A 12,604-nucleotide genomic window follows, 5' to 3' on the forward strand; every position below is an offset into this window, starting at 1 on the left:
ACAAAAATGGCTGCCCAGAAAATTCTGATGATTACCGGTGACTACACCGAGGATTACGAAACCATGGTGCCCTTCCAGGCGCTGCTGATGGTCGGTCATGCGGTGCACGCCGTCTGTCCGGGCAAAAAGGCCGGCGATTCGGTGCGTACCGCGATCCACGATTTCGAAGGCGACCAGACCTACAGCGAAAAGCCTGGCCACAACTTCACGCTCAATGCCAGCTTCGCCGACATAAAGGCCGAGGATTACGATGCGCTGGTCATTCCCGGCGGCCGCGCCCCGGAATACCTGCGCCTGAACCCCGAGGTGCTGGCCATGGTCCGCCACTTTGCCGACCGCAACAAGCCGATTGCCGCCATCTGTCACGGCGCTCAATTGCTTAGCGCCGCCGGCGTGCTGAGCGGTCGCTCCTGCAGCGCCTACCCGGCCTGCGCGCCGGAAGTGCGGTCGGCCGGTGGCAACTACGCCGAAATCCCGGTCGACCAGGCCCACGTCGATGGCAACCTGGTCACCGCCCCGGCCTGGCCGGCCCACCCGGACTGGCTGGCCAAGTTCCTGCAGGTTCTCGGTACCCGTATCACGCTTTGATATGCTGCACGGGCAGCCGGCGGCTGCCCGATCCGACCAGGAGGCGCCATGTGTGAAATCTACGTCAAAGCCGACCCCATGCTCTACGAGTCGCGCGCCCGCTCGCTGCGCATCCACGGCTTCGTCACCAAGATCCGGCTGGAAAACCTGTTCTGGGAGATCCTGGCCGAACTAGCCGGTAACGAGGGCATGACGACCAACCAGCTGATCGCCAAGCTCTACGACGAAATCGAAGCCTACCGCGGCGAGGTCGAGAACTTCGCCTCGTTCCTGCGCGTCACCTGCCTGCGCTACCTGACTTTGCGTCACCAGAAAGCGGGCGAACGGCCCAGCCTGGCCGTCGTCGGCACCCTACCGACGGCGGCGCAACACCTATCACGCAGCCTCGGCGCCGCCTGAGCGCAGCTTCAAGGAAGGATATCGAAACGGTCGCCGACCTTCAGCGGACTGCCGGCGAGAAATTGCTGCACCGGCAAGCGCTTGCCACCGGCTTTCTGCAATTCGCTGACGGCCAGCGCGCCGCTGCCGCAGGCCACGACGACACTGCTGCGGTCGACCACCAGAATCTGGCCAATTTCACCCTGCCCGGCCACCGGGCTGGCCTGCCACAACTTGACGGTCTGTCCGCCAAGCATGGCCTGCGCGCCGGGAAAGGGATTGAAAGCACGGATATGGCGATCCAGTTCGGCCGCACTTTTCGACCAGTCGATCAGCGCCTCGGCTTTTTCGATCTTGTGCGCGTAGGTGATGCCCTCCACCGGCTGAGTTTCAGCTGGCAGCGGCAATTTGGCCAAGGCCTCGACAACCAGTCGGCCACCCAGTTCAGCCAGACGGTCGTGCAAGGTCGCCGTCGTATCGGCTGCTGCAATCGGGAAGGCGCCGCGCAACAGCACCGGGCCGGTATCCAGCCCGGCCTCCATCTGCATGATGCAGACACCGGTTTCGGCGTCGCCGGCCAGCAAGGCGCGTTGAATCGGCGCCGCGCCGCGCCAGCGCGGCAACAATGAGGCATGGATGTTGATGCAGCCGAAGCGTGGCAGGTCGAGCACGACTTGCGGCAGGATCAGGCCGTAAGCCGCCACCACCATGACCTCGGCGCCGACGGCTGCGATCTTCTCCTGGGCCACCGTCTCTTTCAGCGTCAGCGGCTGAAAAACTTCGATGCCATGTTCCAGGGCCAGCTTCTTGACCGGCGACGGCTGCAGAGTCATGCCCCGCCCGGCCGGGCGGTCTGGCTGGGTCAGGACCAGCGCCACCTGGTGACCGGCGTCGATAATTGCCTGCAGAGCCTGCGCGGCAAACTCCGGGGTTCCAGCAAAGATCAGCTTCATGCGGTGACGCGCGCCTGCTTGGCCAGCTTGTTCTTGATGCGCGCCTGTTTCAGTTGCGACAGGTGATCGACAAAGACCATGCCATTCAGGTGATCGAGTTCATGCTGAATGCAAACGGCGAGCAAACCATCGGCCGCCAGCGACTGCGGCTTGCCGTCGAGATCGAGGTAATGCACGGTGACCCGCTCGGCCCGCTCGACCTTATCGTAGATGCCGGGCACCGACAGACAGCCCTCCTCGCCGGTCTGGCTCCCATCGTGGTTTTCCAGGCGCGGATTGATGAAGACGCGCAGATCGTTCTTCTCTTCCGAAATGTCGATGACAACCACCTGCTTATGGACATCGACCTGCGTCGCCGCCAACCCGATGCCCGGCGCTTCGTACATGGTTTCAGCCATGTCGGCGACCAATTTACGGATGCTTTCGTCAATATTTGAAACCGGTGCCGCGACTTTTTTCAGACGGACATCGGGGAAACGCAAAATGGGTAGAAGTGCCATATGTAAAAAGGAGGAAAAGCTTGCTCGATTAGGTTATTACGTGCAGAATCTCAAGCAATTCCCGAGATTTGGAGCGGGTTGCCGGATGCTGCTCAGACAGCGTTATTCGCACCTTGTTCCAGCGGCACGAGAGGTTACGACTATGGTTCGCATTATATCCGCGCTCATCCTGGCCGTGACGGCCGTCTGCGCATCCGCTCAAGAGCCGCTCAAGCTCGTGGACAACCCGCCCGACCGCCATATCGTTGTTCCCGGCGATACCCTGTGGGCCATTTCCGGAAAATTCCTGCAGCAGCCTTGGCGCTGGCCGGAAATCTGGCAGATGAACAAGGCCGAAATCAAGAATCCGCACCTGATCTATCCGGGCGATGTCGTCATTCTCGACCGTTCCGGCACCACCCCGCGCCTGCGCATCGGCAAGGCCATCAAGTCAGGCAGCGGTACCGGCAAGCTGCAGCCGCAGGTACACAGCGAAGCCCTACCGCAGGTCATCCCGAGCATCCCGCCCAACATCATCGAAGCCTTCCTATCGCAGCCGCTGGTCATCGAACCCGGTGCCCACGATGGCATCGCCCGCGTCGTTGCTTCGCAGGAAGACCGCACATTCATGGGCAATGGCGACGTCGCCTTCGTTACCGGGATTAACGATGTCAGCGTCGTCAATTGGAGCATCTTCCGTCCGGGTAAACCGCTGAAAGATCCGGAAACCGGCGAAGTGCTCGGCCATGAGGCCTTCTTCCTCGGCAATGCCAAGCTGGTCCAGCCTGGTGAGCCAGCGGTGGTCCGCATCGTCCTGGCCAAGGAAGAGATCGGGCGCGGCGACCGTCTGCTGCCGACCCCGCCGGCCAATATCATCGCCTACGCACCACACCGCCCGGATCAGGAAGTCGCCGCCAAAGTGATGTCGATTTACGGCGGCGTCAATGAAGGTGGCAAAGGCTCGGTCGTCACCTTCAACCGGGGCCGGAACGACGGCCTGGAGGTCGGCCATGTCGTCGCCCTCTTCCGCAACCGGGTTTCGCTGGGCTTTGACGAAAAAGGGCGCCGCGTCTCGACATCGATTCCGGAAGAACGCTACGCACTGGCCTTTGTCTTCCGCACCTTCGACCGGGTTGCCTATGCACTGGTCGTCGAATCCTCGAAGTCGGTAATTGTCGGCGACTCTGCCCGGAATCCATGAACGAATTCGAAGGCTTGGCCGCCTGGTTGCGGCTGACCCTGATTCCCGGCATCGGCGGCGAGACGCAAAGAAAGCTTCTCGCCGCTTTCGGTTTACCGGAAGCCGTTTTCTCGGCCGGCCGCTTGGCTGCCCGCAGCGTCATCGGCGAGCGGGCCGAGTTGCTGTTCGATTTTGACCCATCCGAGGCCATCGACCGCAGCCTGGCCTGGGCCAGCCAACCCGGCCAGCACATCCTGACCCTGGCAGACTCGGCCTACCCGAGCACCCTGCTTGAAATCGCCGACCCACCCAGTGTCCTCTACATCCGCGGCAACGCTGAACTGCTTCGCCAGCGGGGCCTGGCCATGGTCGGCAGCCGCAATGCAACGCCGCAGGGGCTGCAAACGGCCGAAAGTTTCGCCAAGGCGCTGGCCGGCAAGGGACTGAGCATCATCAGCGGCCTGGCCCTCGGCATTGATGCCGCCGCCCATCGCGGCGCCCTCGCGGCCGGTGGCAACACCATCGCCGTCATCGGTACCGGTGCCGACCGTCTTTACCCCGCCCGCAACAAGGAGCTGGCGCTGGCCATTGCCGAGCAAGGCGCCATCGTCTCCGAGTTCCCGCTCGGCACCCCGGCCATCGCCTCCAACTTTCCGCGCCGCAACCGCATCATCTCGGGCCTCTCCTGCGGGGTCCTGGTGGTTGAGGCGGCCCCGGAAAGCGGTTCGCTGATCACCGCCCGCCTGGCCGGCGAACAGGGGCGCGAAGTATTCGCCATTCCCGGTTCGATTCATTCGCCAGTCGCCCGCGGTTGCCATAAACTGATCAAACAGGGCGCCAAATTGGTCGAAACGGCGATGGATGTCCTGGAAGAACTCGGCACTATCGCCGAGCCTGCCACGGCTACCTTGCCGGTAGCCGCTACCGAAGAAAATGCACTGCTCGCCGCCCTCGGCCACGATCCGTGCAGCTTGGATGATCTGGTCGAACGCAGCCGCCTGAGCATCGAGTATTTGCTGACCGAACTGCTCACCCTGGAATTGGCCGGCTTGGTTGCGACCTTGCCCGGCAACCGCTACCAGCGACTCAACTAAATCGCTGCATATATATAGATGGCTTGCCAAGCCGCTCGCAGGGCACTTATCATGCCCCGGCACTCATCAGGCAGAACCCATGACCAAAAAGCTAATCATCGCTGAAAAACCTTCCGTCGCCGCCGACATCGCCAAGGCGCTGGGGGGGTTTACCAAGCACGACGACTATTTCGAAAGCGACACGCACGTTATTTCGTCGGCCGTCGGCCATCTGCTCGAACTATCCTGCCCCGAAGAATTCGAGGTCAAGCGCGGCAAGTGGTCCTTTGCCCATCTGCCGGTCATTCCGCCGCACTTCGCGCTGAAGCCGATCGAAAAGACCGAGTCCCGCCTCAAGGTGCTCAACAAGCTGATCAAGCGCAAGGATGTCGAAGCCCTGATCAACGCCTGTGACGCGGGGCGCGAAGGCGAATTGATCTTCAATTACATCGCGCAACACTCGAAGACCACCAAACCAATCCAGCGCCTGTGGCTGCAATCGATGACCCAGGGCGCCATCCGCGACGGTTTCTCGCGCCTGCGCAATGGTCAGGAAATGCAGGGCCTCGGTGATGCCGCCGTCTGCCGTTCAGAATCCGACTGGCTGGTCGGCATCAACGGCACGCGGGCGATGACAGCCTTCAACTCGAAGACCGGTGGTTTCCACCTGACCACCGTCGGCCGCGTACAAACGCCGACCCTGGCCATCGTCGTCGAACGTGAAAAGAAAATCCGCGAATTCAAACCACGCGACTACTGGGAAGTTGAAGCCAGTTTTGCTGCCAAGGCCGGCGAGTACACCGGCAAATGGTTCGATGAAGGCTTCAAGAAGGAAGACGACGAACACGCCCGTGCCGACCGCCTGTGGGAAAAAGCCAGGGCCGACGCGATCCGTGCCGCGACGCTCGGCAAGCCCGGCATCGTCAGCGAGGAAGCCAAGCCGGAAACCCGCCTGTCGCCGCTACTGTTCGACTTGACCAGCCTGCAGCGCGAAGCGAACGCTCGCTTCGGCTTCTCGGCGAAGACCACACTGTCGATCGCCCAAGCGCTCTACGAAAAACACAAAGTCCTGACCTACCCGCGGACCGATTCGCGCTGCCTGCCGGAAGATTACCTGCCGACGGTCAAGGAAACCCTGACCATCCTGACCGGCGAAGGTGCCGGCAAGGGTCACGATGAAGTGCTGTTGGCCCGCTATTCGCCGTTTGCCCACCAGATTCTGGCGCGCAACTGGGTGTTGCCGAACAAGCGCATTTTCAACAACGCCAAGATCAGCGATCACTTCGCCATCATCCCGACGCCACAGGCACCGAAGAACCTCAATGAAGTCGAACAGAAACTCTACGACTTCGTCGTCCGCCGCTTCCTGTCGGTGTTCTTCCCGGCTGCCGAATACATGGTGACCACCCGTATCACCCGCGTCGAAGGCCAGCCCTTCAAGACCGAGGGCAAGGTTCTGGTCAATCCGGGCTGGCTGGCCGTACATGGCAAGGAAGGCCAGGAAGGCACCGAAGGCAACCTGGTTGCGGTCGACAAGGATGAAAAGGTCAAAACCGAGGAAGTCACGGTCAAGGCCAATGAAACCAAGCCGCCGCCGCGTTACTCGGAAGCCACCCTGCTCTCCGCCATGGAAGGCGCCGGCAAGATGGTTGACGACGAGGAGCTGAAGGCGGCGATGGCCGGCCGCGGCCTCGGCACCCCGGCAACGCGCGCCCAGATCATCGAAAACCTGATCGGCGAGCAATACATGCTGCGCGAAGGCCGCGAACTGATTCCGACCGCCAAGGCCTTCTCGCTGATGACGCTGCTCAACGGCCTCGGCATCAACGAACTGACCCAGCCGGAACTGACCGGCGACTGGGAATGGAAGCTTGGCCGCATCGAAAAGGGTGAATTCACCCGCGACGAGTTCATGCGTGAAATCGCCGAGATGACCCGGCACATGGTCGAACGTGCCAAGACTTTCGACAGCGACACCATTCCCGGCGATTTCGGCGTGTTGACCGCCAAATGCCCGCGCTGCGGCGGTGAGATTCGCGAAACCTACAAGAAATTCCAGTGTGGTGGCTGCGATTATTCGCTGTGGAAGATCGTCGCCGGCCGCCAGTTCGAACCGGCGGAAATCGACACCCTGATCAACGAAGGCCAGATCGGCCCGCTGACCGGCTTCCGCAACAAGATGGGGCGCACCTTTGCTGCCGCCATCAAGCTGAACGACGAAAAGCTGCCTGAATTCGACTTTGGCCAGGACAAGGCCGACGAAGCGAACAGCGAACCGGTGGACTTCTCGGGGCAGACCAGCCTCGGCAAGTGTCCGAAATGCACCGGCAACGTCTACGACCACGGCACATCCTACGTCTGCGAAAAATCGGTCGGCCCGGACAAGAGTTGCGATTTCCGCTCCGGCAAGATCATCCTGCAGCAGCCGATCGATCCGGCCCAGATGCAGAAACTGCTTAACGATGGCAAGACCGACCTGCTGAAGGAGTTTGTCTCCAACCGCACACGCCGCAAGTTCTCGGCCTACTTGGTCGCCAAGGATGGCAAGGTTGGCTTCGAGTTCGAGAAAAAGGTCGCCAAGCCCAAGGCGCCGGCCAAGAAAAAGGCGGCCGAAGCAGAATAAGAAAAGGGGCCGACGGCCCCTTTTTCTTGTCCCACGACAGGGACTGGCGTTTCACGTGAAACCTCAGCGCCGGGCAGTAGCCCCCGGCAACTGGCAGGACAACAAGGCCGCCCGCACCGCATCGATCGCCTGCGGTCGCGGGAAAGTCACTCGCCAGACCAGGCCGACCGTACGCGACGGCTGCTGGCCGGCAAAGGGCAACACCTTGACCAGCGGCTCCTTGTCGATCAGCGGATCAGCCGCCGTGCTCGGCATCACCGCGACGCCGGCACCGCTCGCCACCATGTAGCGAATGGTTTCCAGCGAACTGCCTTCGAGTGAATCGGCCAGCGCATCGGGTGCCGTCAGGCGTGGGCAGGATTCCAGCACCTGGTCACGGAAGCAGTTGCCTTGACCGAGCAACAGCAGGTGCTGACCATCCAGTTCATCGGCATCGACATCGGGCCGGCTGACCCAGGGATGACTAGCCGGCACGACGACACGGAACGGCTCCTCGTATACCGGCTGCGCCACCAGCCCGGCTTCGGCGAAGGGCAACGCAATGACGATAACGTCGAGCTCCCCTGCTTTCAGCGCCGGAATCAGGTTGGCGGTGAAGTCTTCCTTCAGGAACAGCGGCATCGCCGGCGCTTCCTTGTGCAAGGCCGGGATCAGTTGCGGCAGCAGATAGGGGGCAATGGTATAGATGACGCCGACCCGCAACGGGCCGCTCATCGGATCGCCGGCCGAGCCTGCGATTTCTTCCAGGCGCACCGCTTCATCGAGCACCCGCTTGGCCTGGGCGACGATCCGTTCGCCGAGGGCGGTAATCCGCACGTCGCTGGCGGTACGCTCGAAAAGCGCCGCACCAAGTTGGCCTTCGACCTTTTTCAGGGCAACCGACAAGGTCGGCTGGCTGACATGGCAGGCCTCCGCCGCCTTGCCGAAATGACGCTCCCGGGCAAGTGCCACGATGTAGCGCATTTCAGTCAGGGTCATGCGCTGTAGCCCAGCTTTTGCAGGTCAGCCGGCGTCAGCCAGCGCCATTCGCCGGGTTTCAAATCATCCGGTAATCTCAGTTCGCCGACAGCCTCACGATGCAGCGCCTCGACCCGGTTGCCGGTCGCTGCGACCATCCGTTTGACCTGATGGTATTTGCCTTCGGTCACAGTCAGGCGCAGCAGGTTTGCACCGGCAATTTCGGCGCCGGCCGCGACGATCGGTTCCGGCTCGTCGTTCAACAGCACACCGCCCAGTAGCTGATCGATCTGCGCCTGATCGAGCGGGTGCTTGGTGGTCGCCAGATAGACCTTGGGCACCTTGCGCTTGGCCGACGACAAGGCATGATTCAACTGGCCGTCGTTGGTGATCAGTAGCAAGCCGGTAGTGTCTTCGTCGAGGCGGCCGATCGGCTGTACCTCGCGCTCGCGCAATGGCACCGGCAGCAATTCGAGTACGCCCTGATGATGCTTGGGCTTGCGCGAACATTCGTAGCCGACCGGCTTGTTGAGCATCAGCGAGGCATGTTCGAGATAGGGCCAATCGACCCCATCGACCGTGAAGATCAGGCCTTCGGTCGGGATTTCGGCAAAGGGGTCGTCGCAGACCTGGCCATTGATGGCGACACGTTCGTGCCGGATAAGCGAACGGCAGCCTTTGCGGGTGCCGAAGCCGTGTTTCTGGAGGATACGTTCTAGTTGCATGGCGAGAATGCTAACATCCGACCATGAATTTCGAACACCTTATCCAGATCAACGACCCGGAAAACCCGCTGGTCGATACCCTGAACCGCGACCAGCTCTGGCAGGGGCTGCTGCATCGCGTCGAGAACCCCGTGCCCTTCCTGCCCGGGCTCGAAGCCTGCACCATTCTTGAGCGGCAAGGCAATGAACTGTTGCGCGAACTCGATTTCGGCGCCGCCGTGATCCAGGACCGCGTGACGCTGGCCGAAGCGCACTGGGTCCGCTTCGACATCCTGCCCTCCGAAGCCCATGCCGGCGGTAGCCTGACTATCACCATCGAGGAGCCGGAGCCGTTTTTCCTGTTCCTGCGCTTCGCCTATCAGACAACGCTGGCCAACAACCCGAATTCGGAAGACCGGACCTATATCGAGTACGTCAAGTCGGCCTACCACCAGTCCGACGTCGACTGCGTCCGCATCATCCGCACCCTCGCCGCCGGCGGCAATCCACAGTAAGCCCCGCAATAAAAAGGCCGGCAGCGCATTGCGCTCCGGCCTTCCGTTGCCTGCGGTCGACGCCCGCCAACGGGCAAAAACCGCTCTCGCTTAGTTGACGCCCTGGCTGGCCAGGTAGTCCTCGTAACCGCCGAGGTAGTCGATGATCTTGCCATCGCTCTTCACTTCGAAGACGCGGGTGGACAGCGAGGAGACGAACTCCCGGTCGTGCGAGACGAAGACCAGGGTACCGGGGAATTTTTCCAGGCCGCTGTTCAGCGCTTCGATCGATTCCATGTCGAGGTGGTTGGTCGGCTCGTCCATGATCAGTACGTTATGCTTCGACAGCATCAGCTTGCCGAACAACATGCGCCCCTGCTCGCCGCCGGAAATGACATTGACCGGCTTCTTGACCTCGTCACCGGAGAACAGCAGGCGGCCCAGGGTGCCGCGAATCAGGGTTTCCAGGTCGCCGCCATCCTCGATGGTGGCGCGGGCATAACCGGCGATCCACTCGGTCAGGCTCTGCTCACCGGCGAACTGGGCGCTATGGTCCTGCGCGTAGTAACCGGGATTGGCCTTTTCGGCCCATTTGATCGTGCCGAACTGCGGCGTCACTTCACCCATCAGCAGCTTGAGGAAAGTCGTCTTGCCGACACCGTTTTCGCCGATCACGGCAATCTTTTCACCGGCGTTGATGGTCAGCGTCAGGTCGTTGAAGATCTTGCGCTCGCCGCCTTCGTAGGCAAAGGAGAGGTTTTCGATCTCGACTGCCTGGCGGTGCAGCTTCTGCTTCTCGTCGTAGTCGAAGCGGATCCAAGGGTACTGACGCGACGACGGCTTGACGTCTTCCGGCTTCAGCTTGTCGATCAGCTTCATCCGGCTGGTCGCCTGCTTGGCCTTGGAGGCGTTGGCCGAGAAGCGGCGGACGAAGGTCTGCAGCTCGGCGATCCGTTCCTTGGCCTTGGCATTGGCGTTCTGCTGGCGCTCGCGGGCGGCCTGGGCAGCTTCCATGAAGTCGTCGTAGTTGCCGGCGTAGGTGGTGATCTTGCCGTAGTCGAGGTCGGCCATGTGGGTGCAGACCTGGTTCAGGAAGTGGCGGTCGTGCGAGATGATGATCATCGTCGACTCGCGGGCATTGAGGATGTCTTCCAGCCAGCGGATGGTATTGATGTCGAGGTTGTTGGTCGGCTCGTCGAGCAGCAGGATGTCCGGATTGGCGAACAGCGCTTGGCAGAGCAGCACGCGCAGCTTCCAGCCGGGGGCAACCTGGCTCATCGGGCCATCATGCTGTTCGGTCGGGATGCCGACACCGAGCAGCAGTTCGCCGGCGCGCGACTCGGCGGTGTAACCGTCGTATTCACCGACCTTGCCTTCCAGCTCGGCGGCCTTCATGTAGTCGTCTTCGCTCGCTTCCGGATTGGCGTAGATCGCGTCGCGTTCCTGGATCGCCGCCCACAGTTCCTCGTGGCCCATCATCACGACGTCGAGGACCCGCATGTCTTCGTAGGCGAACTGGTCCTGTTTCAGATAGGCCATGCGCTCGTGCTTCTCTTTCGAGACATTGCCGGCCGACGGTTCAAGCGCCCCGCAGAGGATCTTCATGAAGGTCGACTTGCCGGCGCCGTTGGCGCCGATCAGGCCGTAGCGGTAGCCTTCGCCAAACTTGACGTTAACGTTCTCGAACAGGGGTTTGACCCCAAACTGCATGGTGATATTGGCGGCGACAAGCACGGCGGTTCCGATCTGAAAATAACGGTAAAACGAAGGGCCGAATTTTACCTGTTTTCAAGGGGTTGACCGCAGCAAGGGCGCATTTTGCTGCACTGCGGTGTAAGATTTGCGACCACAAGAAAAACCTCGGGATTGAGATACAGCACCATGGTTCCACACCTGACAACCGCCCTCACCGGCCCCCTGCTCGAACTCGAACGCAAGTTCCTCGACAGCAGCCCCCAGATCGAACACTGGCTGCGTGGCCAATGGCAGGAATACACGCCGCCCTTCTACTCGTCGTGCGATCTGCGCAACTCCGGCTTCAAGCTGGCCCCGGTCGACACCAACCTGTTCCCGGGCGGCTTCAACAACCTCAATCCGGCCTTCCTGCCGCTCTGCGTGCAGGCAGCAATGAGCGCCATCGAAAAATTCTGTCCGGAAGCGCGCAGCCTGCTGCTGATTCCGGAAAACCACACGCGCAACCAGTTCTACCTGCAGAACGTCGCGCAACTGGTCGATATCCTGCGCCAGACCGGCCTCAACATCCGCCTCGGCTCGATGCTGCCGGAAATCGACAAGCCGACACCGATCGAACTGCCGAACGGCCAAAGCCTGCTGCTCGAACCGCTGGTCCGCAACGGCAACCGGCTCGGCGTCGCCGGCTTCGAGCCCTGCGCCATCCTGCTCAATAACGACCTCTCGGCCGGCATCCCGGCCATCCTGCAGAACCTGCACGAGCAGGTCGTACTGCCGCCGCTGCACGCCGGCTGGGCGGTGCGCCGCAAGTCCAACCACTTCGCCGCCTACGACCAGGTTGCCAACGACTTCGCCAAGGAAATCGGCATCGATCCCTGGCGCATCAACCCAGCCTTCTCGGTCTGTCGCAGCATCAATTTCCATGAACGCCAGGGCGAGGAATGCCTGGCCGCCAACGTCGCCGCGGTGCTCGACATCGTCAAGGAAAAGTACAAGGAATACGGCATCGACGAAACGCCCTACGTCGTCGTCAAGGCCGACGCCGGGACCTACGGCATGGGGGTGATGACGGTGCGCGATGCCGACGAGGTGATCGCCCTCAACCGCAAGCAGCGCAACAAGATGAGCGTCGTCAAGGAAGGCCTCGAAGTCTCCGAGGTGCTGATCCAGGAAGGCGTCCATTCCTTCGAGACGCTCAACGAGGCGGTCGCCGAACCGGTGATCTACATGATCGACCGCTACGTGGTCGGCGGCTTCTACCGCGTGCACACCGGGCGCGGCAAGGACGAGAACCTCAACGCCCCGGGCATGCACTTTGAGCCGCTCGCTTTCGATACCGGCTGCAACCTGCCGGATTACCGCTGCGGCAACCCGGACTCGCCCCCCAACCGTTTCTACGCCTATGGCGTGGTCGGTCGCCTGGCCTGCCTGGCCGCCGCCGTCGAACTCGACCGCACGGCCCCGGAAAACGACTGAACACGAC

The 12,604-nt window shown here is 61.8% G+C and carries 12 protein-coding genes; 7 read left to right on the top strand and 5 right to left on the bottom strand.

Annotated features, from left to right (window positions below):
- Nucleotides 1–6 precede the first annotated feature (6 nt).
- Together AT959_RS15730 and AT959_RS15735 are read left to right on the top strand one after the other, a co-directional pair.
- A complete protein-coding gene (locus AT959_RS15730; RefSeq protein ID WP_066885011.1) occupies nucleotides 7–588 on the top strand; it encodes a DJ-1/PfpI family protein in 582 nt (193 codons plus the stop codon).
- 48 nt (nucleotides 589–636) lie between these two features.
- Nucleotides 637–987 (top strand): ribbon-helix-helix domain-containing protein, encoded by a 351-nt coding sequence (locus AT959_RS15735; RefSeq protein WP_066885014.1) that lies wholly within the window; start codon nucleotides 637–639, stop codon nucleotides 985–987.
- Nucleotides 988–995: 8 nt separating this feature from the next.
- On the opposite strand, the gene fmt is transcribed toward AT959_RS15735, so the two are convergent.
- Entirely contained in the window at nucleotides 996–1,919 is a 924-nt protein-coding gene (gene fmt, locus AT959_RS15740) for a methionyl-tRNA formyltransferase (protein ID WP_066885016.1), read from the bottom strand.
- On the bottom strand, nucleotides 1,916–2,419 hold the full coding sequence (gene def / locus AT959_RS15745; protein ID WP_066885019.1) for a peptide deformylase: 504 nt from the start codon (nucleotides 2,417–2,419) through the stop codon (nucleotides 1,916–1,918). Before def ends, fmt begins: the two co-directional genes overlap by 4 nt.
- A 142-nt stretch (nucleotides 2,420–2,561) precedes the next feature.
- Here def and AT959_RS15750 point away from each other — a divergent pair, with 142 nt between their 5' ends.
- The 3 genes from AT959_RS15750 to AT959_RS15760 all read left to right on the top strand — a co-directional run bounded on the left by AT959_RS15750 (nucleotide 2,562) and on the right by AT959_RS15760 (nucleotide 7,274).
- Nucleotides 2,562–3,599, top strand: coding sequence for a LysM peptidoglycan-binding domain-containing protein (locus tag AT959_RS15750; protein WP_066885022.1), 1,038 nt, complete (start codon nucleotides 2,562–2,564; stop codon nucleotides 3,597–3,599).
- A complete protein-coding gene (gene dprA / locus AT959_RS15755; protein WP_066885025.1) occupies nucleotides 3,596–4,672 on the top strand; it encodes a DNA-processing protein DprA in 1,077 nt (358 codons plus the stop codon). The genes AT959_RS15750 and dprA overlap by 4 nt, the downstream gene beginning before the upstream one ends.
- A 79-nt stretch (nucleotides 4,673–4,751) precedes the next feature.
- Nucleotides 4,752–7,274 (top strand): DNA topoisomerase III, encoded by a 2,523-nt coding sequence (locus AT959_RS15760; RefSeq protein WP_066885027.1) that lies wholly within the window; start codon nucleotides 4,752–4,754, stop codon nucleotides 7,272–7,274.
- 63 nt (nucleotides 7,275–7,337) lie between these two features.
- Here AT959_RS15760 and AT959_RS15765 read toward each other — a convergent pair whose 3' ends face one another.
- Both AT959_RS15765 and AT959_RS15770 read right to left on the bottom strand, forming a co-directional pair.
- Nucleotides 7,338–8,252 (bottom strand): hydrogen peroxide-inducible genes activator, encoded by a 915-nt coding sequence (locus AT959_RS15765; protein ID WP_066885031.1) that lies wholly within the window; start codon nucleotides 8,250–8,252, stop codon nucleotides 7,338–7,340.
- Nucleotides 8,249–8,956 (bottom strand): 16S rRNA pseudouridine(516) synthase, encoded by a 708-nt coding sequence (locus AT959_RS15770; RefSeq protein ID WP_066885034.1) that lies wholly within the window; start codon nucleotides 8,954–8,956, stop codon nucleotides 8,249–8,251. Before AT959_RS15770 ends, AT959_RS15765 begins: the two co-directional genes overlap by 4 nt.
- Before the next feature lie 23 nt (nucleotides 8,957–8,979).
- On the opposite strand from AT959_RS15770, the gene AT959_RS15775 reads away from it, so the two are divergent.
- Complete coding sequence (locus AT959_RS15775; protein ID WP_066885037.1) at nucleotides 8,980–9,450, top strand: SRPBCC family protein; 471 nt, start codon at nucleotides 8,980–8,982, stop codon at nucleotides 9,448–9,450.
- A 90-nt stretch (nucleotides 9,451–9,540) separates the two neighbouring features.
- Here the strand turns inward: AT959_RS15775 and AT959_RS15780 are convergent, their stop codons facing one another.
- On the bottom strand, nucleotides 9,541–11,163 hold the full coding sequence (locus AT959_RS15780; protein WP_066885040.1) for an ABC-F family ATPase: 1,623 nt from the start codon (nucleotides 11,161–11,163) through the stop codon (nucleotides 9,541–9,543).
- A 147-nt stretch (nucleotides 11,164–11,310) separates the two neighbouring features.
- On the opposite strand from AT959_RS15780, the gene gshA reads away from it, so the two are divergent.
- Complete coding sequence (gshA, locus tag AT959_RS15785) at nucleotides 11,311–12,597, top strand: glutamate--cysteine ligase (RefSeq protein WP_066885043.1); 1,287 nt, start codon at nucleotides 11,311–11,313, stop codon at nucleotides 12,595–12,597.
- Nucleotides 12,598–12,604 lie beyond the last annotated feature (7 nt).

Source organism: Dechloromonas denitrificans, assembly GCF_001551835.1.
Classification (GTDB): domain Bacteria; phylum Pseudomonadota; class Gammaproteobacteria; order Burkholderiales; family Rhodocyclaceae; genus Azonexus; species Azonexus denitrificans.